Origin of the sequence: Daejeonella sp., assembly GCF_044342615.1 — a bacterium.
In the GTDB taxonomy this organism is placed as follows: Bacteria; Bacteroidota; Bacteroidia; order Sphingobacteriales; family Sphingobacteriaceae; genus Daejeonella.
In genome coordinates, this window is the sequence record NZ_JBIIPN010000039.1 from 1 (window position 1) to 21,012 (window position 21,012).

Consider the following 21,012-nt stretch of genomic DNA (forward strand, 5'->3'; position numbering starts at 1 on the left):
TCTGGGATTGGCTCTTCATCCGTGAAATTCTCATGGATATAATTACATGATTGTACACCATAAAGAATTGTAATTACAAATAAAAGATAAAGTATGACCCTCTTTTTCATGAAAAGACTAAGTATTTAAAACGATTTTACATCTATATCAAATACAAGATACTGAGACATTTGAATTATATAAAATAATTGAAACTTATTTTTTTAAAAAATGTAAATAAAAAACTTAGAACTCATTAAAAACTGAATAAAGTGCTAATAGAATCTATTTACCAAATCGTTTGATGACTTCTTTTTCTAGCCATTCTCTATGTGCTGGATGGGCAATACGTATTAAAGCTTCGGCTCTTTGTTTCAGATTTTTCCCGAATAAATTAGTTATTCCATACTCAGTAACCACATAATGAACATGTGCCCTTGTAGTTACTACTCCTGCCCCCTCTTTTAAAAAAGGTACAATTTTCGACTGACCGTTCTTAGTTGTTGATGCTAAAGCAATAATAGGTTTACCACCTTCAGATAAGGCAGCCCCCCTCATAAAATCTATTTGTCCGCCAACCCCCGAATATTGGTATGTGCCAATTGAATCAGAACATACTTGACCCGTAAGATCAATTTCTATTGCAGAATTAATGGCCACTGCCTTAGGATTAGAACGGATAATTTTAGTGTCATTAACATAGTCAATTTCTAAGAATACTACCTGAGGGTTGTCATCTATAAAATCATATAATTTACGTGTCCCTATAGCGAAGCCAGTAGCAATTTTCCCTCGATGTTTTTTCTTAAACTTATTGGTAATAACACCTCGCTCAACTAGTGGAATGATACCATCAGAAAACATTTCTGTATGAATACCTAAATCTTTATGGGTAGTTAGAAATGAAAGAACTGAGTCTGGTATTGCCCCAATACCCATTTGTAAAGTAGAACCGTCTTCAATTAGTTCAGCACAATTTCTGCCAATTGTCATGGTAGAGTCATCTAGCTGACTTGAATAACTAACTTCAGGTAAAACGTCATTAACAAGAACAAAAGAATGGATTTCATTAATATGTATGATACCATCTCCAAGCGTACGTGGCATTTGACTATTAACCTGAGCAATAATGTATTTGGCATGTTTAACAGCTGAACGAGCAATATCCACGGAGGTGCCTAAAGAGCAGAATCCGTGTTTATCTGGCGGAGAAACATGAATTAATGCTACATCAAGAGTCAGTATATTTTTCTCAAATAGTAATGGTATTTCGCTTAAAAAAATAGGAATATAATCACCACTATCACTGTTTACTATGCTCCGTACATTTTGGGAGACAAAGAGCGCGTTGATTTTAAAACTCTTTGCAAAATCAGGATGATCAAAAATATTATCACCAAGAGTAGAAATACTAACTAATTCTACATCTTTTAATTCACCAGACCGAGCAATAAGCGATTTTAATAAAGTTATTGGTGTTGCTGCGCTTCCATGGACAAAAACACGATGCCCATTTTTAACATTTTTAATGGCTTCTTCGGCGGATTGATAGTTGATATCCATTATTATAATTTAAATTAATACATCAAATCAATATACAGAATAGCGTTATATTTTCTTTTTAAATTTTTACTTATTTGGGAATGGTATCATTTTTTACTTTCTCTTTCTCCCGACGTTTAAAATATCCTCTTAAAAGAAATGAATTTTTTAAAGCGTCCATGCTTTGATTAAAACCATCAGTTCCCATTTGAATATTATCAAGACTTATATTGAGTTTTTTAACCATTAGTGAATCTTTAAGTAAAGAGTTTACAGGACCTTTACCCGAATTAATATCTTTTTGTAAATCAGAAACAATTTTATGAAGTTGTAAACTTACCATATTTAAGTTATAAGATGATTTATTCAAATTGGATACTAAAACAGTATCATTCAATAGAATACCTAAAGAACCATTACCATTGCGTAAATCATTGACAATCAATTGGAATTCATTACTAATGGCAGCGGCTTTAAGCGTAGCTAATTGAATATTTTTTGCTGATTTTTTAATATCATTTGGCAGTTGATCATCATTCAATAACTCCCAAATAGCAGAACTATTATTAATCCGTTCTACTGTTGTTTTTAATCCTGTAACTATAATGGATACGTCATTATTTGTCTTGGAAAGCGTATTTAATATTTTTTCTGTGTCAATAGGTTTTTTACTCGGTAAAATATCTCCTTTTTTAGCAATCGAGGTATTTAATTTACCTGGGACAATATTAACAACCTTATTCCCTACCAAACCGTCTGTTCCAATAGCTGTTATTGCATCCTTACGAATTATATGCTCCATTTCAGTATCTATTATCATAGTTACTTCGACAGTTGTATCATTTAAAATCTCTATATGTTTTACTGTACCGGCCTGGATGCCAGCATATCTCACATTATTTCCTGGAATTAATCCCTGCACATTTTCGAACCTAGTTTTTAAAAGATAATTTGATCCAAATAGACTCCTATTTCTCCCAATCATATATAAAAGGAGAATTAGAAATAATAAACCTGCCAACACAAAAAATCCAAGCTTTGTATTATTTATTAGTTGCTTCTTCATTTATTCAATCAAAAAACTGTTTTATATGAGAATCTGTTGATTTCAATAAATTCTTATAAGTATTTGTAGCATAACACTTTCCATCGATTAAAATAGCTACCCTATTACTTGCTAACTTTACACAATTCATGTCGTGCGATATAATTAAAGAACTTGTATTATATTTTTTTTGAATAAGAAGCATAAGCTGAATAATCTCCTTTGCTGTGATTGTATCCAAACCGGTCGTGGGCTCATCATATAGTATTATTTCAGGTTTTAAAATCAAAGTGCGTGCTAATGCAATTCTTTTACGCATTCCACCAGATAATTCAGCGGGCATCATATCTATTGTATGCGCAAGTCCCACATCTTCTAAAGCAGCAAGCACTAACCTATCATTATCCTGTCTTAAAATAGCCAGTGAATGCCTTCTAAGTGGGAATTCAAGGTTTTCTCTAACAGTCATGGAATCGTATAAGGCATTACTTTGAAACATGAATCCAACTTTTGATCTAATCTTGTCCAATTCATCATGATTCAAATCAGGGACATTTTCACCAAAAACATGAATAGTACCACTATCTGGTTTCAATAATCCAATAATGCATTTAATGAGAACAGATTTTCCCGATCCAGATTTACCTAAAACGACAAGACTTTCACCTCGTTTTAGTTCCAAATTAAAATTATCAAGTACCTTATTATCTCCAAATGATTTGCATAAATCATTAATTTTTAGTACATTATCATTAGTATATTCAATCGTTTTCTTATCGGTCATAAAATTATAATCCCCAAATATTTGTCACCTGAACTGCAAGTAAATCAATTATGAAAATCATAACAGAGGAAACAACCACTGCTGAATTTGCAGACCTGCCCACTCCTTCTGTTCCTTTTGTGCTAGTATAACCTTTATAGGAACCAATTAAACCAACCGCAAATCCAAAAAAGAAACTTTTTATAAAGGCTGGCAACACATCGCCAAAGACTAGATTATTAAAAACCTGACTCCAAAACAGCTTAAAACTAGTATTGCTATGAATATTTACACCTAAATATGCGCCATAAAGTGAAATAGCATCGCCTAGCATAACCAAAATGGGTAACATGAAGGTACAAGCCAAAACACGAGTAACCACTAGATACATAAAGGGGTTTGTTCCACTAACTTCCATGGCATCAATTTGTTCTGTTACCTTCATTGATCCAAGTTCAGCACCAATACTACTTCCAATTTTGCCAGCAAATATTAAAGCTGTGATTACTGGTCCCACCTCCCTAACAATAGCTATTGCAACGATAGCTGGCAATTGTGATTCAACACCATAATCGGCCATTGATGGTCTTAATTGCATAGTCAAAACAATTCCCATGATAAATGCAGTTAGTCCGATAAGTGGTAAAGATTTATAACCTATAACATAACATTGCTTTAAAAACTCGGGGAATTCATAAGGTGGCTTAAAGCCATAAGTAAAAAAACGAGAGTTAAAACGAAATAATTCGCCGCAAACATCTAAAAATGATTTAAGATCTGATCGGATAGACATATGGCTTATTTTCGGAATGTTAAATGAGCTAATTAGGTTTTATATTTACTGATTAACAATTAAATGGGATAATTGTTATTTATTAACATTGGATCTTTAATTTTAGAGTGTTTAAATAATTGAATAAAAAATCATAGAATTCAAGCTTGTAATAAAAACTAACAAATTAACAATCATGGTAAAAATCACGGAACAAGAATCAAATTACAGGCACTTAGAAAAAATGTCGGTTGAAGAAATTACTAAAAATATTAATAAAGAAGATCAGTCTGTTGCTTTAGCTATTGAGCATGCTTTACCAGCAATAAACGACTTAATTAATATCGTAGTCCATAAAATATCTACCGGCGGCCGATTGTTTTATGTTGGTGCTGGTAGCGGAGGACGATTATCTGTATTGGATACCATTGAATTGCCAACAACATTTGGCGTTTCAAATGATTTGTTCAATGTAATTCTTGCTGGTGGTAAAGAACATTTAATTGAAGCACCAGAAGAAAAAGAAGATGATATAAATGCAGCCTGGGAGATGCTGGGTCAGAATAAAGTGAATGTGCAGGATATTGTGATTGGGATTTCAGCTAGCGGCACTACTCCATTTGTATTATCAGCTTTAAAAGAATGCAGAAAAAATAATATCAGCACCGGTTGCATTGTAAGTAATCCAAATTCTACAATTGCTGAGCAATCGGATTATATCGTAGAACTTATTACTGGACCAGAATTTATTAGTGGAAGTACAAGAATGAAATGCGGGACGGCACAAAAAATGATATTCGATATGATAAGCACTACAACAATGATTAAACTAGGTCGCGTTCAGGATAATAAAATGGTGAATGTAAAACTTATCAATGATAAGATTATTGATCGCGCAGTAAAGATGTTAATGAGTAATATAGGAATAACAGACTATTTAATAGCAAAAGAATTATTGTTAAAAAATGGAAGTGTTAAAAAAGCTGAGGATAATTGGATAAACAATAATAAGAACTCTTAATAAAAAAGGGCCGAATATAAATATTCGACCCTACATCTACCTATGAAAAACATGCCCTTTGGGAGGGCATAAACCTATATACAATTGGTGTGCCAAAAAAAAAATGTGCCAAGATCTAAAAAAAGAGGTATAAATATTAAACATTTCCCCATGCTGTAGAAACTAATACTCAAAGTGTAGAAATTATTACTCAAAAAAATATAAAATTAAAAAAAAACATAAAACTCTTGTTTTAAAAAACACAAGCTATAAAAAATCTTAGATCAAGAAATAAAAATTAGTAGAGATTTTTAAGAAATGAAAAATCATTTAAGGTGAATTCAGATTCCAGTTGATAAAAAAATCCCCTTCCGTTGTGAAAGGGGATTTCTAATATTTACGGGTGGCTGATGGGGCTCGAACCCACGACCCTCGGCACCACAAACCAATACTCTAACCAACTGAGCTACAACCACCGTTTATTTCTGCAAAACTAAGCATTTAAGCATAGATTGCAAATTTTTTTATCTTAATTTTCTAAGCTGATTATCAGCAAGATGTGATATTTTTATTAATTAATTGATTATTAAACAATTCCAGGCTCCTATTGTCATAAACAAAACATTATAGATTTAAGATCAAGCTATACATCCAATTTTGTTAAATTTGTATTATATTAAATAAGGCTAAAATGGAAAAGGAAGAATTGATTGAACTTCAGGTTAGCGGAATGCATTGTAATAACTGTGCGCTTTCTGTGCATAAATTACTTGAAAAGAAGGGCTTACATGATGTATATGTAGATTTCGCAAATGATGAAGTAAAGTATAAGACCAACGATCCAAACTCTACTCCTTCCATTATAAAAGATATTGAGGGACTTGGATACAAGGTAAGTGAGGATACTGCACCAATCATAGAAAAAGCATTTGAGAAAGTCGGGAACAAATTCTATTTCTCATTAATATTTACCATACCACTATTTTCGCACATGTTTTTGCCATTCCATTGGCTTCATAACCCATTGGTACAATTGGCATTATGCACACCTGTTTATTTATTAGGATTTTTTCATTTTGGTAAAAGCGCCTTTCATTCTTTAAAGAACGGCATACCTAATATGGATGTACTAATTTTTATAGGTTCAAGTGCAGCTTTTATTTATAGCATAGTTGGCACAGTTCAAAATTTAGGTCCCGATTACTTATTTTACGAAACAGCTGCTACCATTATTTCACTCGTCTTATTAGGTAATGTTTTGGAAAAGCGTTCGGTTTCTCAAACTACTTCTGCCGTTCGTGAACTTATGCTTTTCCAAGAGGTAAAAGCAAACAAAATGGAAGATGGTGAAATTGTTGAAATTCACTCCTCTGCAATAAAAAACGGTGATATTTTGGTAATCAATACGGGAGATAAAATCCCAGCTGATGGAGAGATTATTTGGGGTGAAGCATCGGTTAATGAAGCAATGTTAACTGGTGAGAGTCTGCCGGTTGAAAAATCAAAATACGACCAAGTAATTGGCGGGACTATAATTGAAAAGGGCAGCATCCATATTTTAGTGACAAAGACAGGGAAGCATACAGTTCTTTCTCAAATCATTGATTTAATGAAGAAAGCACAAGCCGCCAAACCAAAAATCCAAAAACTAGGCGATAAAGTGGCCGCCATATTTGTACCAATTGTGGTGGGAATATCAATACTAACTTTTTTCATCGCTTTTTATGCTTTTGATGTGAGCTTTCAGAAATCAATGCTCAATGCAATTGCTGTGCTCGTAATTTCCTGTCCATGCGCTATGGGTTTAGCCACTCCTACCGCTGTTATGGTTGGATTAGGTCGTGCCGCAAAAAGTGGAATCCTAATTAAAGGTGGAAATACAATTGAAGAAATTGCAGATTTAAAATTCATGGTTTTTGATAAAACTGGAACCTTAACCACAGGGAATTTTAAAATTAAATCGCTTGAATGTATTTCAATCTCCCAACAAAAGGCAGAATCAATTATTTTTGGAATTGAAGCTTATTCAAACCACCCCATAGCTCGATCATTGGTAAAAGAATTAAGCGGAAAATCACCTGAAAAAATCATCTTCACAAAGGTAAATGAAGAAAAAGGTTTAGGTATGTCGGCTACCGATTCAGAAGGAAACTCTTATCAATTTGGATCTAAACAAATTCTTTTGCCTGAAGAAGATTCTAATAATTATAGCCTCTTTCTTAAAATCAACAATATTTTAGTCGCTAAAATAGCCATAGAAGATGAAATTAAGCCAGAGGCGGCCAATTTAATTAGTACACTAATTAAACTAGGAATAAAACCAATTTTGTTAAGTGGTGATCAAAAAGAAAAATGTGAAGCATTAGGTGCATATTTAGGAATTGAAGAAGTATATGCTGAAACTATGCCAAATCAAAAATTAGAGATTATAGGTGAGATTAAAAAAAGAGGTAAAACGGCAATGGTTGGCGACGGAATAAATGATGCCCCTGCCCTAACCAGCTCTGATGTTGGAATTTCAATGAGTGATTCAAGCTCAATTGCTATTCAATCGGCAGAGGTGGTATTACTACAAAACGACCTTTTGGCAATCAATAAAATGTTAAAAATAGGGAAACACACCCTCTTAACAATTAAGCAAAACCTTTTTTGGGCATTTTTCTACAATGTGGTAGCAATTCCAATAGCAGCTGTCGGATTGCTAAATCCGATGGTTGGAGCATTAGCTATGGCATTCTCAGATGTAATTGTGATAGGTAATTCTATCCGATTAAAAACAAAATCCTTATAATTGTGCCTTTAAGCAGGATTAATGATTGAGATTTATACAGATGGTGCTTCAAGTGGTAATCCTGGTCCCGGTGGCTATGGAGTAATTCTACGTTCTGGAAAACATTACAAGGAACTTTCAGCAGGATATCGCAAAACCACCAATAACAGAATGGAGCTTCTCGCTGTAATTACTGGTTTAGAAAGTATAAAGGTTGTTGGCCAACAAATAATGGTTTATTCCGACTCTAAATATATTATTGATTCTGTCGAAAAAAAGTGGGTTTTTGGCTGGGTAAGAATAGGTTTTAAGGGCAAGAAAAATAAAGATCTTTGGCTTCGATTTTTAGATGTATATAAATTACATCAAGTAAAATTCACATGGGTAAAAGGGCATAATGGCCATCCCGAAAATGAAAGGTGTGATGAATTAGCTGTTCAGGCAGCACAACAAAGAAATCTTTTGGTTGACACTTTTTTTGAAAAAGAAGAGCTAAAACTGAATATTTAATCTAATCCGCCAATAACCCCTGTTTTATACAATAATTCATTTAATTTTTCGTCAGATTGATCTTTAGTGTATTGAGACATTAAAGATTCAGCTTTATGCACCATATTTTCAGACCCAATAAAAATGGCTGAACGTTGATGCAAGGAGTGCACCTCTTTCTCTAAGATTCGATTAAAACCATCAGTAGCGCGACCACCAGCTTGTTCAATTATAAAAGCCATCGGATTACATTCATAAACTAGTCTGAGTTTACCATTAGGCGCACTAGAGGTAGTGGGATAAATAAATATACCCCCTTTTATCATATTTCGATGAATATCCGCTACCATTGAGCCTATGTATCGAGAGGTAAATGGCCTAGAACTTGCGGGATCTTCCACCTGGCAGTATTTTAAATATTTTTTTACACCTTCAGGAAAATGGACATAATTACCCTCATTAATCGAATAGATGGAACCATCTTTTGGAATTCTCATTTTGGGATGTGAAAGGCAAAATTCGCCAATAGAAGGATCCAAGGTAAATCCGTTAACACCTTTACCCGTGGTATAAACGAGCATGGTTGAGGATCCATAGATAACATATCCGGCTGCAACTTGCTCCGTACCCTTTTGCAGTACATCATCTATCGTCGCTCTGCCCGTTAAAGATTTACGTCTATAAATCGAAAAAATAGTCCCAACAGCTACATTAACATCAATATTGGATGATCCATCTAAAGGATCAATAGCCACTATATATTTTGCATCTTTTGAAACTTCACCATCGATATAAACAAACTCATCATTCTCTTCAGAGGCAACAATACAACATTCTCCACCGCTTTGAAGTGCTGATATAAACTGCTCATTAGCAAACACATCTAGTTTTTTTTGAGATTCTCCCTGAATATTCATTGTGCCCGCTTCACCTAAAATATCCATTAATCCGGCTTTATTCACTTCGCGATTTACAATCTTAGAAGCAATTCCAATATCACGTAAAAGACGAGATAATTCACCCTTCGCATAAGGGAATTCACTTTGATTTTCAATTATAAATTGTCCTAATGTTAAAACTCCCTGCATAGTGATTATTTTTAAATTACCGATTACCCAATTCTATAACTTCTAAATCATGTATTTTCTTATCGCTGATATTAAACCGAAGGAGCGTACGGACTTTATGCCAGCCATGCTTGCCAGCTGCTCCCGGATTTAAATGCAAACTTCCTATTTTTTTATCATATATCACCTTCAAAATGTGGGAATGACCAGAAATAAAAATACCTGGAGGGTTGGCATATATTTCTTCTCTTATTCGAGCATCATATCTACCAGGATAACCTCCAATATGAGTCATAAATACAGTCATTTCCTCACATTTAAACCTAATATTTTCTGGATATACGGTACGCAAATCACTTCCATCAATATTCCCATAAACTCCTCTTAGTGGTTTAAAAGAACTTAATTGATCTGCAAGTGCTAAGCTTCCAAAATCACCAGCATGCCAAATTTCATCGCATTTATCAAAATGTTTAAATACAGCATCATCTAAATAACTATGTGTATCTGATATTAAACCTATCTTCATCATATCAATCGTCCTAAAAAATGGTAAAAAAATCTTTTAGAAGGTTTTGGTATTCTGACGAGTAAATACCCTGCGACTCATAGATAACAAATTTATTAAGATTTAGTTCTGTAGGATTTAAACCAATTTTCAATATTTTTCTATGTGGTTTTGAATCATCAAAAGAATGAATATTAATAATCTCATTTAGATGTAAATTAGCATCTGTTATAACTAAGTTTTCGATCAAAATAGATGTTTCAATTGGTAAAATCATTACTAAACATCCATTCAAACTTAATTTTCTAGTTGATTGATTAAGTAAGTTTTCAAAAAAATCTGGAGAGGTATGTCTGGCTATTTCTTTGGTTAAAACTTCAGATTTTAAAGAGTTTATAAAAAATGGTGGATTAGAGATTATCAAGTCATAGCTTTCATTTGTACTCAAAAAGAACTCTTCAATTGATGTATGGATAGATGTTAGTCGATTTGCAAAAGGAGATTCATTAAAATTTGTTCCAGCTCTATTTGCTGCTTTTTCATCAATTTCAACAGCATCAATACCAGCAGTTTCAAATCTTTGGGCTAACATTAATGAAATCAGTCCAGTTCCTGTCCCTATATCAAGAATTCTTTGCGGATTTTTAGCTTGTACAAGAGCTGCAAGAAGAACACCATCCGTATTCACTTTCATTGCACAATCAGATTGATCGACTTTAAACTCTTTAAAATGAAAAATATTATTCATTAGCTTTCGTAAAGTTCAATGGGTAATCCATCAGGATCAACAAAAAAAACAAATCTTTTTCCAGTATGCTCATCAATTCTAATTGTCTCAGTAAAAATACCCTTTAATTTCAATTCGTTTACAGCATCCTGCAAATCATCAACTTCAAAGGCTAAATGTCTTAATCCATGTGCTTCGGGGAAAGATAATCGAGCTGGTGCATCAGGAAACGAGAATAGTTCAATTGAATAATTACCATTCAAAGCCAAATCTAATTTATATGATTGTCTTTCTGATCTATAAACTTCTTGTATGATTTGCAAACCTAAAATTTCAGTATAAAAATGCCTTGATATTTGATAGTTTGAACAAATTATAGCCACATGGTGCACACGTTTTAACTTTATCATTCCAAATTGCTAAAATATTGACTAATTAAATTAATAATAAGCTACGTTTTGCCACAATTTAATAAATATACTAGAAAAATAATCCATTTAAATTTCATTATATTTTTAAAATTGATGCTTAATGAAAAAATATTTAGAGAAAATAATTTAAACGAGCTTAAAATCTTGATCAATTAATATAATTTATTATTATAAATGACAACAAATTCATCAATCTGAAGTAAATTTTCATAAAAATAGTTCAATAAATATTATTTATTTTGAAAAATTAGGTCAATAAATATAATAAATCATTAAAAAACATAAATAATGACCCCAATTATTTATAATTTACATAAAAATTGAAATAAATTATAGAATTTTTATTATTCTTTGTTAAAATATGATTTAATTCTTTTATTTTTATAAAATTAATTACAAAATAAGCTAAAAAATGTCCACTTTAAGATTTCAAGCACTTAATTCAGTACTTTCAAGGTCAATACCTGAAGTAAAAATGCCTTCTTCAAAATTATCTGATTTTTACGGTTGCAATGTTTTCGATCAGAAGAAAATGAAAGATAATTTATCTAAAGAGGCTTTCAATAGCATTGTTGAATCTATTAATTCTGGAACTCCAATTGATCGGGGTATTTCAGAACAAGTAGCTTCTGCTATGAAATCCTGGGCAATGTCAAAAGGTGCAAGCCATTATACCCATTGGTTTCAGCCCCTAACAGGTACCACTGCAGAAAAGCATGATTCTTTTTTTGAACCAGGTTCTGATGGTCAGGGATTAGAAAAATTTTCAGGAGAAGCTCTTTCTCAGCAAGAGCCTGATGCATCAAGTTTCCCTAATGGTGGTATCAGAAGTACCTTTGAGGCAAGAGGTTATACCGCATGGGATCCATCATCTCCAGCATTTATTATTGGTACTACCTTATGTATTCCGACTGTATTTGTATCCTATACAGGTGAAGCATTAGACTATAAAGCTCCTCTTTTGAAGGCAATTAGTTTAATGGATAAAGCAGCTGTTTCTGTCGCGCAATATTTTGACAAAAACATTGATAAGATTAATAGTTCATTAGGTATCGAACAAGAATATTTCTTAGTCGACTTAGCATTATTTAACGCCAGACCAGATTTATATTTAACAGGCAGAGCTCTTTTCGGTCATATGTCTGCTAAAAATCAACAACTCGACGATCATTATTTTGGATCAATACCAGAACGAGTTTTGGCTTATATGCAGGACTTTGAGGCTGAGGCTATAAAACTGGGTATCCCATTAAAAACTCGTCATAATGAGGTAGCACCATCACAATTTGAGTGCGCTCCATTATATGAAGAAATGAATCTTGCTATCGACCATAATTCATTGCTAATGGATTTAATGGACAAAGTAGCTCGTAGACATAATTTTAAAGTGCTTTTACACGAAAAACCTTATGCTGGCATTAATGGTTCAGGAAAGCATAATAACTGGTCGCTGATAACAAATACAGGCAAAAATTTACTTTCACCTGGTAAGACACCTAAAAACAATTTGATGTTCCTTACCTTCTTTGTCAATACAATCAGAGCAGTTTTTGAATATTCAGATTTATTAAGAGCATCTATCGCTTCTGTTAATAATGATCACCGTTTAGGTGCAAACGAAGCACCTCCTGCTATTATTTCAATGTTTTTAGGCTCTCAGTTGAACGATCTATTGGATGAGATCGAATCTTCAAGGGTTACAAATAAGATGAAGCAGGAGCCTTCATTATGGACTAACATCCCTAAAATACCTCAAATTTTATTGGATAATACAGATCGTAACCGTACTTCTCCATTAGCTTTCACGGGTAATAAATTTGAGTTGCGTGCGGTTGGTTCTTCAGCTAATTCAGCAAATCCAATGACCATCCTAAACACAATTGTAGCTAGTCAGTTAAACAAATTCAAAGTTGAAGTTGATAAATTGATTAAGAAGGGAGAGAAAAAGGATGTCGCAATTATGACTGTCATTAAACGTTATATCAAAGAATCAAAAGCTATACGTTTTGAAGGCAATGGTTATAGTGATGAGTGGGCTGAAGAAGCTAAAAAGAGAGGTTTATCTAATATCAAAACCACTCCTAAAGCATTAGATGTTCTATTAGATCCTAAAACAGACAAATTATTTGAAGAAACAGGAATATTTAGTAAACGTGAATCGCATGCACGCCATGAGATACTTTTAGAAAGCTATTTCAAAAAACTTCAAATCGAAGCTAGAGTTATGGGTGATTTAGTTGATAACGTAATAATTCCTACGGCTATTAATTATCAAACAACTTTAATTGAAAATGTTAAAGGTCTAAAAGAAATTGGTTTAAGTGAAGATACTTATGCTGCACAGCTTGAAATCATAAAGAAAATCTCAGGACACGTTAATTTTATTAGAACGGCCAATCTAGAAATGGTTAATGAGCGTAAAAAAGCTAATAATATTGAAGATATAAGAGATAAATCAATTGCTTATGATGAAAAAGTGAAATCTTATTTTGACCCAATTAGATATCATGTAGATAAATTAGAACAATTAGTAGATGATTCTAAATGGCCATTGCCGAAATTCAGAGAATTATTATTCCTTAAATAATAGATTTAAAATTTATTAATAAAATAAGAAAGTCCTCAAAATGGGGACTTTCTTATTTTAGGCTAAGCTAAATTCTACACATTAGAAAAACATATTAAAATACCTGAACTAGCAAATGAAAAGCTAAATTTGCAGAGGCTTTTAATAATTAAGAATACAATTACTATTTTTGAAGGAATGTCAGATCTTAAATACAACCAGCGCGGCGTTTCAGCTGATAAAGAGGATGTGCACAATGCCATCAAAAACATCGATAAAGGAATTTTCCCGAAAGCTTTTTGTAAAATCATACCAGATATATTAGGATCTGATGAGGCTTATTGCAACATAATGCATGCAGATGGTGCAGGCACAAAATCTTCCTTAGCTTATATTTATTGGAAAGAAACAGGCGACATCTCTGTATGGAAAGGAATTGCTCAAGATGCTATCATTATGAACCTTGACGATTTACTATGCGTAGGTGCCACAGATAATATTTTACTTTCTTCCACTATTGGACGAAATAAGAACTTAATACCCGGCGAAGTTATTGCTGAACTTATTAATGGCACAGAAGAAATTTTAGCTGAATTAAGAGAGCTGGGCATAGGAATTTATTCTACAGGTGGCGAAACGGCTGATGTTGGTGACATCGTTAGAACGATAATTGTAGATTCTACTGTTACCTGCAGAATGAAACGTGCCGATATCATTAGTAATGAGAAAATTAGTCCTGGTGATGTTATTGTAGCATTATCATCCTCAGGTAAAGCAAGTTATGAAAGTGAATATAATGGAGGAATGGGTTCCAATGGATTAACCTCTGCAAGACATGATGTTTTTCATAAATACATTGCCGAAAAATACCCAGAGAGCTACGATCCAGCTGTACCTTATGAATTAATTTTTTCAGGAAATAAAAATTTAAAAGATTTAGTTCAAATTCCCGCTACTAAATATAACGAAGAGTTAACTATCACGGCTGGAAAATTAGTATTATCTCCTACCCGGACTTATGCTCCGATTATTAAAAAAATTCTCGATTTACATCGTAAAAATATCCATGGTATTGTTCATTGCAGCGGTGGAGCTCAAACAAAAGTACTTCACTTCATTAATAATCTACACATCATAAAAGATAATATGATGCCTGTCCCACCCCTATTCAATCTTATTCAGAATCAATCTGGGACTGATTGGCGTGAGATGTATAAAGTATTTAATATGGGTCACAGAATGGAATTCTATGTACCTAAAGAAATTGCAGAATCAATTATAGAAATTTCTAAAGGTTTTAATGTGGACGCCCAAATCATTGGCCGAGTTGATAAATTTGAAGGAAAACAAGTAACCATCAGATCGCCATACGGAGAGTTTATTTACCAATAACATATATTACATTCCCGGTAATTATATTACATAAAAAAGCCTTTTTGAATAATCAAAAAGGCTTTTTTATGAATTAAATTATTCTTTATTGAGAACTAATTCATTATCAATTTGTTTTTAGGAACTGGCAATTTGTTTGCTTTAATATCAAGCTCATCAATAATATTCTTTGCACCTCCTAAAACCTCAATACACCAAAGAACAAAACGAATATCAACTGAAATGGTACGCTTATATTGCTTATCAAAAGCGATATCACCACTCATTGCCTCCCAATTTCCATCAAAGGCAATTCCTATTAACTCTCCATTTCCATTTAATACTGGGGAACCTGAATTACCGCCAGTAATATCATTATTACTAATAAATCCTACAGGTAAAGTTCCATTGTCAGCATATTGACCAAAGTTTTTTTGATTATAAGCCTCTAATAATGACTTAGGAAGATCAAACTCATCATCACCTGGTTGATATTTTGCTATCATTCCGTCAATGGTAGTTTTTATATCATAGGTAATACCATCTTTGGGACTGTAATTCTGAATAGTACCATAGCTAATACGCATAGTGGAATTAGCATCAGGATATGTTAAAACCCCTTTATTTTTCTCTAATAGCGCTTTTAAATACAAATTATCCAAACGATTTTTCTCTACTTGAAAATCAGCTAAAACAGTCCCGAAGTTATTTTTAATATATTCCTGTGGAACTAAATTTTTAGCATATTGATAAGCTAAATCACCTTCCAAAACATCTGAACTTGGGTTAAGTAAAAACTGACTTAATTTTTCAGGGTTCACTAGCTTACTATTTTCCCATAAATTATTTGCAAAGCTATTGAAACTTTCAGCGGGACTAGCCTTAGGAAAATCAATTAGAATTTGTGAAATGAATTTAGGGTGCTGAGATTTAGGAACATCCTGATAGAATGATGTTAAAATCTGAGCGAATATTTTCTTATCGGCCATTTCAGAATAGGTATTTTGATAATTATCTACCAATGAATTAAAATTTTGCTTCATTTGAGCTTGAAATGCAGCATCTTCTTTACGAGTATTCATTGCCTTGAGCATACTAGCCACTTGGTTTATATTACGTACAAATGAAGATGCTAATAACCCTTCATTAATATAGGTAATGTGAACAGCAAAAGGCTCATAAGCTTTATAGGCCTTATTATATGAATCCATTAGCTGTGAATTAACTGGAGAAGCAGCAGACCATTGCGTAAATTCAAGTTCTTGTTTTACTTTTTCGTCAGCAATTTTTAAGCGTTTTAATTGCTCTGTCTGACCGATAAAATACTTCCAATAATTAGCAATATTTGCATAAAGAGAAGATAATTTAAGTCTAGTATCTACACTTTTATCCATTTCCTCTTTCCAAGCTTTTAGACGTATATCACGAAGTTTTACCGTGGTAGGGTTTGTTTTTTCTATTGCTAAATTAACACCGTGAGATGTTAAATAACGATCTGTACGTCCAGGAAAACCATAAACCATTGAAAAATCACCGTTTTTAACTCCTTTAATAGAAATTGGTAACGACTTTTTAGGTGTATAAGGCTTATTATTTACAGAGTATGTGGCAGATTTATTAGCTGCATCGGCATAAACACGAAACACTGAAAAATCACCAGTATGACGAGGCCATTCCCAATTATCTGTATCACCACCAAACTTGCCAATTGATTGTTGAGGAGTACCTACTAAGCGAATATCATTGAATCTTTCATAAACAAATAATAGGTATTGATTTGCTTTATAAACATCTCTCACATCGGCTTCATAACTTGTACCAGCAATTGCATCACTTGTAATTTTCTTAGTTACTTCAGCTATTTTAGCAGCCTTATCTTTCTCATTTACTCCAGCAATAGCTGCCATAACTTGAGGAGTAACATCTTCCATACGTACAAGAAATCTTACAAAAAGTCCTTTTATTGGTTTTTCTTCTTGATAGGATTTAGCATAAAAACCATTATCTAAAATATTATTTTCGGGACTAGAGTTAGATGCTATAGCATCATATCCACAGTGATGATTGGTGAAAATCAATCCATTTTTAGAGACAATTTCACCCGTACAAAAACCTCCAAAAGAAACTATTGCATCTTTAATGCTTGCCTTATTTACACTGTAAAGATCTTCAGGAGTTAATTTAAAACCCTGCTTCTTCATTTGTTCATAGTTCTTTCCAATGAGCATTGGAAGCCACATTCCTTCATCGGCTTTAAGAGGTGGGACTAAAAACAATAAAATGGCCATCAGTAATACTGATGTATATTTAAGTCTATTCATAATTATGGTTTATTATATTGGTTATACAAATGTAAGCGCTAGAACGACAATACAAAAAAATAGAAAAAATTGAGCAAAAAAAAACCCGCTTCGTATGGAAGCGGGTTCTTTTTGTAATTATCTACTATTGGAAATTGTAACGGAAACCAAATTGCATATAATAAGTAGATGCAAAAGTTTGAGTAGTTCCAAAAGTTGAGCCTACCGGCTTATTGTTAAATGTATTTAACCAAAACGTTGGCTTTGTTGTTCCACCTGGAGTTAGAGATGAAACGTTTTGAGGTACAAGAATTGCTGAATTTTGTACAAAATCAACGTTACCCCACTTACTATTCAAAAGGTTACCGAAGTTCATAATATCCATAGTGAACTGAAAGTTGTTCTTTGTTTTACCGAAATTTTTGAAAATTTCTTGAGTAAATCTCATATCAACTTGATTTCTCCATGGAAGTTTAGCACCACTACGTTCAGCATACTTACCTTTATTATTTTTTAAATAGTCGTCTTGTTCAATATAAGCAAAGAATAAATCACTTTGTTGCTGCGCTGTATAAGCGATATTACTGGTACCAGCTGATGCAGGACGGTCAGCAAAAGTAATTTCAGATGCATTTTTCGGAATGTAAATCAAATCATTTGTAACTCTATCACGGTTAAAGTCTGTAGAATATGTATATGAAAATCTTCCTTGGTGAGAAGCCTCAAAAAACATAGATATAGAGGTTGCCAAATTCTTAATGTACTCCTTACGGTAGTTAATTGAAGCAATAACACGATGAGGAACATTAAAGTTTGAATAACTTAAACCTGGATTATCACCTGTATTGGCAGTTTGAGTTAAAGACCATGTATTAAATAATTGATCACCGTTTCCATCATATAAAGATCTTTGCTCACTTCTTGTGTATGAAATTTGAGCTGATAAACCTTTATTGAACGACTTATTTAATGTTGCTGTTAAAAACCAAGAATATCCTTGATCTGCATTACCCAAAAGAATTGGGTTAAACTGATTTGTGGCAGTTGAACTAGCTTGTCCAGTACTGGTTAATTTATTAATGAATTTATCAACATCTGCATTGGGATACATCGGACGATTGTCTGGATATCCAGCAACATTTAAAGCCGTTGGATTAACCAAATTGACGTTAAAACCTTTTGCAATATTTAAATCCTTATTGTAAATACCTTCTAAGGTACCAACAACACCCCAAGGTAATTTAGCATCAATAGCTAAACTACTTTTCCATGTTTGTGGGAATCTGAAATTAGGATCCATAGCACTTAAACCTGCAGGAATTGAAGTTCCAGCTGCAGGAGGAGTAGCAGGCAAATATTTTCTAACATCGGTACTAAATGGTCCAGGAGTATTAGCAGTACCATTCCAGTTTTGTGTAAACTGAATCAAACCAGCATCACCAGATTGAGCAACAATCCATACAAATGGAACTTTAGTAGTGAAAACTCCAGTACCACCTCTAACTTGAAGTGAACGATCACCATTAACATCATAATTAAAACCTAATCTTGGCGAAATCATTATTCTTTCCTTTGGCAATACTCCGGTATCAAATTTACTACCTTGAGAGAAGGTTAATGGTGCAACTAAAGGATGTGTTTTAATCTCTGGAACATCAGGATAAGTAGGTAATTCGAAACGAATACCTGCAGTGATGTTTAATTTTTCACCTACGCTAAAATTATCTTGAACATAAGCTGAATATTGTTGAAATTGGAAAGATGGGAAGGCTTGAGCATAACCCGGAGATAATGAATAGGTAATTGCGTAATCATTAGGTTTAGCTCCACTCACGAAATCTTGCCATGAATTAAAACGGTAAGCACCTGTTCCAAAACGCTGGAATCCATTTTTAGTGGTACTAAAGTCGGCTTGAGCACCAACAGTAACCTCGTGGTTACCAAGATTCATTGTAAAGTTATTTGTGAAACTGTAGGTCTTTACATCTCTTAAGTTACCAAAGGTAAATGGCTCATATCCGAATGAAGTAAAAGCTGTACCATCTTTCATGATATCAACAAATGGGAAAACATCACTTTCAGAACCTCTAGGGTCATTTTGATGAGTGTAACTTCCTCTTAATGTATTTGAAAACTTAGACCCAAAACTAGAGGTTAATTCAGCCGCTAATGAGTACTGATTAGCTTCTTGAGTATAGTTTGAATTGCTAAAATGTAAGTGACCTGGATTTGCACGGCCACCTTGGTTAGGGAAATTATATCCAGTACCACCTGTTGATCCACTAATAAAGAATGGAGTGCTGCTTTCTACTTGATTATAACGAATATTAAATCTATGGTCCTTATTTATGTTCCAGTCTAAACGAGCCAAAAACTTATAATTATTACTCTTATTAGGATATCCTTGGTAATTTCCAGGATTATAACCATAAGTATTAATTAAATAATTCTTAATCATATCCAACTCGCTCGCTAAAGGACGAGCAATATTAGGATTTGAACCAAATGGCGCCTCTGAAGTTGCAGCTACCCTATTTTGTCCTGGTCTTACTTGATCTGTACGATCAATGTTTGCGAAGAAAAATAGTTTGTTTTTGATGATTGGGCCACCTAAACTCAGTGCAAACTGAGTCTCATTAAATGGAAGATTAATAATTTTATTGCCTCCAACTTGATCACCTTGCTGACTTTGATTACGCATGCCAAAGAAAGCATTACCAAAGAAATCGTTTCTTCCTGAACGAGTTACTGCGTTAATAGCACTACCTACGAAACCAGACATTCTAACATCGTAAGGAGCAACATTCACAGAAACCTCTTCAATTGCATCAATTGAAATTGGAGAACCACCAGCAGGTAAATTACTACCAATACCAAATTGATTGTTAAAGTCTGAACCATCCACAGTAAAGTTATTCTGACGGTAATTACCACCACCTATTGAAGCACCATTTGCTTGTGGAGTAAATTTAGTCAAATCGTTCACACTTCTACTTACAGTAGGAACATTTTGAATTTGTTGACGACCAATGTTCGTAGTTGCACCTGTTCTATTTGCATTTAGAACAGAATTAGGATCTTGTGCAGTAATCACAACTTCTTGAAGTTGGTTTCCTGACTCCTTGAGAATAATGTTTAATACAAAAGGTTCACCTAATTTAAGCATAACATTACTAAAGGACTCCGCTTGGTATCCAACGTAAGTTACCTGAATAAGGTAAGGACCACCAACACGCATGTTAGGGATGTTAAATCTTCCATCAACGCCAGAGGATGAACCGTAAACAGTCCCAGTTGGCTGATGTGTAGCCTTAATTGTTGCACCAATAAGTGATTCCTTTGAATCACGGATAGTACCCGATAAACTACTTGTAGTTACCTGTGCTGATGCATCAAACACAAAGGATAACACTACAAGTGTTAGGAGTAGAATTTTCTTCATAAAGTTGATTTTAAATGGTTGGTTATTTTAATCGCCGCAAATATACAGACCTTTTATCAATCAGAACAATTTCAATGTTAAGTAATTATTAAATATTCCGAATAGTTATCGACATTTTAATCTTTTCAACATTTATAATAAGAGTATACAAATATTTTTAAGCCCTTGAGTATTTTATTAGATTTGCATTAATTTTCAATTGTACTACAATTATTATATATGAATTACGACATCATTATT

15 protein-coding genes and 1 tRNA gene are annotated in these 21,012 nt (G+C 33.3%); 5 read left to right on the plus strand and 11 right to left on the minus strand.

The features are described 5' to 3' along the window. Window positions 1-264: 264 nt before the first annotated feature. From ACIQ0D_RS05220 to ACIQ0D_RS05235, 4 genes are all read right to left on the minus strand, one after another. Window positions 265-1,542, minus strand: coding sequence for an acetyl-CoA hydrolase/transferase family protein (locus tag ACIQ0D_RS05220; protein ID WP_395803505.1), 1,278 nt, complete (start codon window positions 1,540-1,542; stop codon window positions 265-267). 70 nt (window positions 1,543-1,612) lie between these two features. Beyond that, window positions 1,613-2,587: an MlaD family protein gene (locus tag ACIQ0D_RS05225; protein ID WP_395803506.1), complete on the minus strand. Its 975-nt coding sequence runs from the start codon at window positions 2,585-2,587 to the stop codon at window positions 1,613-1,615. A 4-nt stretch (window positions 2,588-2,591) separates the two neighbouring features. Then, window positions 2,592-3,350, minus strand: a complete 759-nt coding sequence (locus ACIQ0D_RS05230) for an ABC transporter ATP-binding protein (protein WP_395803507.1) — start codon at window positions 3,348-3,350, stop codon at window positions 2,592-2,594. Window positions 3,351-3,354: 4 nt separating this feature from the next. Next, window positions 3,355-4,122, minus strand: a complete 768-nt coding sequence (locus ACIQ0D_RS05235; protein ID WP_395803508.1) for an MlaE family ABC transporter permease — start codon at window positions 4,120-4,122, stop codon at window positions 3,355-3,357. A 175-nt stretch (window positions 4,123-4,297) separates the two neighbouring features. Here ACIQ0D_RS05235 and ACIQ0D_RS05240 point away from each other — a divergent pair, with 175 nt between their 5' ends. Continuing rightward, window positions 4,298-5,122, plus strand: coding sequence for an N-acetylmuramic acid 6-phosphate etherase (locus ACIQ0D_RS05240; protein ID WP_395803509.1), 825 nt, complete (start codon window positions 4,298-4,300; stop codon window positions 5,120-5,122). Window positions 5,123-5,503: 381 nt separating this feature from the next. Here ACIQ0D_RS05240 and ACIQ0D_RS05245 read toward each other — a convergent pair. After that, window positions 5,504-5,577 (minus strand) — tRNA-His (locus tag ACIQ0D_RS05245). A gap of 215 nt (window positions 5,578-5,792) precedes the next feature. On the opposite strand from ACIQ0D_RS05245, the gene ACIQ0D_RS05250 reads away from it, so the two are divergent. Beyond that, entirely contained in the window at window positions 5,793-7,892 is a 2,100-nt protein-coding gene (locus tag ACIQ0D_RS05250) for a heavy metal translocating P-type ATPase (RefSeq protein ID WP_395803510.1), read from the plus strand. A gap of 21 nt (window positions 7,893-7,913) precedes the next feature. Further along, entirely contained in the window at window positions 7,914-8,381 is a 468-nt protein-coding gene (gene rnhA, locus ACIQ0D_RS05255; protein ID WP_395803511.1) for a ribonuclease HI, read from the plus strand. Here the strand turns inward: rnhA and fbp are convergent. The 4 genes from fbp to ACIQ0D_RS05275 are packed head-to-tail and all read right to left on the minus strand — an operon-like array spanning window position 8,378 to window position 11,072. Further along, a complete protein-coding gene (gene fbp, locus ACIQ0D_RS05260) occupies window positions 8,378-9,448 on the minus strand; it encodes a class 1 fructose-bisphosphatase (protein WP_395803512.1) in 1,071 nt (356 codons plus the stop codon). The two genes, rnhA and fbp, sit on opposite strands and share 4 nt — an antisense overlap. Before the next feature lie 16 nt (window positions 9,449-9,464). Next, the gene (locus ACIQ0D_RS05265; protein ID WP_395803513.1) at window positions 9,465-9,959 is read right to left on the minus strand and encodes a metallophosphoesterase family protein; all 495 of its coding nucleotides are present in this window, start codon (window positions 9,957-9,959) and stop codon (window positions 9,465-9,467) included. Between the two features lie 10 nt (window positions 9,960-9,969). Beyond that, on the minus strand, window positions 9,970-10,683 hold the full coding sequence (locus tag ACIQ0D_RS05270; RefSeq protein ID WP_395803514.1) for a tRNA1(Val) (adenine(37)-N6)-methyltransferase: 714 nt from the start codon (window positions 10,681-10,683) through the stop codon (window positions 9,970-9,972). Then, window positions 10,683-11,072: a VOC family protein gene (locus ACIQ0D_RS05275; RefSeq protein WP_395803515.1), complete on the minus strand. Its 390-nt coding sequence runs from the start codon at window positions 11,070-11,072 to the stop codon at window positions 10,683-10,685. The genes ACIQ0D_RS05270 and ACIQ0D_RS05275 overlap by 1 nt, the downstream gene beginning before the upstream one ends. A gap of 433 nt (window positions 11,073-11,505) precedes the next feature. Between ACIQ0D_RS05275 and ACIQ0D_RS05280 the strand changes: the two genes are divergently transcribed. Further along, on the plus strand, window positions 11,506-13,680 hold the full coding sequence (locus tag ACIQ0D_RS05280; protein ID WP_291402104.1) for a glutamine synthetase III: 2,175 nt from the start codon (window positions 11,506-11,508) through the stop codon (window positions 13,678-13,680). A gap of 177 nt (window positions 13,681-13,857) precedes the next feature. Then, the gene (locus tag ACIQ0D_RS05285) at window positions 13,858-15,051 is read left to right on the plus strand and encodes an AIR synthase related protein (protein ID WP_395803516.1); all 1,194 of its coding nucleotides are present in this window, start codon (window positions 13,858-13,860) and stop codon (window positions 15,049-15,051) included. 95 nt (window positions 15,052-15,146) lie between these two features. On the opposite strand, the gene ACIQ0D_RS05290 is transcribed toward ACIQ0D_RS05285, so the two are convergent. Together ACIQ0D_RS05290 and ACIQ0D_RS05295 are read right to left on the minus strand one after the other, a co-directional pair. Further along, window positions 15,147-17,351 carry a S46 family peptidase gene (locus ACIQ0D_RS05290; RefSeq protein ID WP_395803517.1) on the minus strand — a complete coding sequence of 735 codons (2,205 nt, stop codon included), beginning with the start codon at window positions 17,349-17,351 and terminating at the stop codon, window positions 15,147-15,149. A gap of 124 nt (window positions 17,352-17,475) precedes the next feature. Beyond that, a complete protein-coding gene (locus ACIQ0D_RS05295; RefSeq protein ID WP_395803518.1) occupies window positions 17,476-20,772 on the minus strand; it encodes a TonB-dependent receptor domain-containing protein in 3,297 nt (1,098 codons plus the stop codon). Window positions 20,773-21,012: the final 240 nt, after the last annotated feature.

Bases quoted from the DNA above. Each gene is read 5' to 3' on its own strand.
- ACIQ0D_RS05220 (WP_395803505.1), bottom strand. From the start codon at position 1,542: ATGGATATCAACTATCAATCCGCCGAAGAAGCCATTAAAAATGTTAAA.
- ACIQ0D_RS05225 (WP_395803506.1), bottom strand. From the start codon at position 2,587: ATGAAGAAGCAACTAATAAATAATACAAAGCTTGGATTTTTTGTGTTG.
- ACIQ0D_RS05230 (WP_395803507.1), bottom strand. From the start codon at position 3,350: ATGACCGATAAGAAAACGATTGAATATACTAATGATAATGTACTAAAA.
- ACIQ0D_RS05235 (WP_395803508.1), bottom strand. From the start codon at position 4,122: ATGTCTATCCGATCAGATCTTAAATCATTTTTAGATGTTTGCGGCGAA.
- ACIQ0D_RS05240 (WP_395803509.1), top strand. From the start codon at position 4,298: ATGGTAAAAATCACGGAACAAGAATCAAATTACAGGCACTTAGAAAAA.
- ACIQ0D_RS05250 (WP_395803510.1), top strand. From the start codon at position 5,793: ATGGAAAAGGAAGAATTGATTGAACTTCAGGTTAGCGGAATGCATTGT.
- rnhA (WP_395803511.1), top strand. From the start codon at position 7,914: ATGATTGAGATTTATACAGATGGTGCTTCAAGTGGTAATCCTGGTCCC.
- fbp (WP_395803512.1), bottom strand. From the start codon at position 9,448: ATGCAGGGAGTTTTAACATTAGGACAATTTATAATTGAAAATCAAAGT.
- ACIQ0D_RS05265 (WP_395803513.1), bottom strand. From the start codon at position 9,959: ATGATGAAGATAGGTTTAATATCAGATACACATAGTTATTTAGATGAT.
- ACIQ0D_RS05270 (WP_395803514.1), bottom strand. From the start codon at position 10,683: ATGAATAATATTTTTCATTTTAAAGAGTTTAAAGTCGATCAATCTGAT.
- ACIQ0D_RS05275 (WP_395803515.1), bottom strand. From the start codon at position 11,072: ATGATAAAGTTAAAACGTGTGCACCATGTGGCTATAATTTGTTCAAAC.
- ACIQ0D_RS05280 (WP_291402104.1), top strand. From the start codon at position 11,506: ATGTCCACTTTAAGATTTCAAGCACTTAATTCAGTACTTTCAAGGTCA.
- ACIQ0D_RS05285 (WP_395803516.1), top strand. From the start codon at position 13,858: ATGTCAGATCTTAAATACAACCAGCGCGGCGTTTCAGCTGATAAAGAG.
- ACIQ0D_RS05290 (WP_395803517.1), bottom strand. From the start codon at position 17,351: ATGAATAGACTTAAATATACATCAGTATTACTGATGGCCATTTTATTG.
- ACIQ0D_RS05295 (WP_395803518.1), bottom strand. From the start codon at position 20,772: ATGAAGAAAATTCTACTCCTAACACTTGTAGTGTTATCCTTTGTGTTT.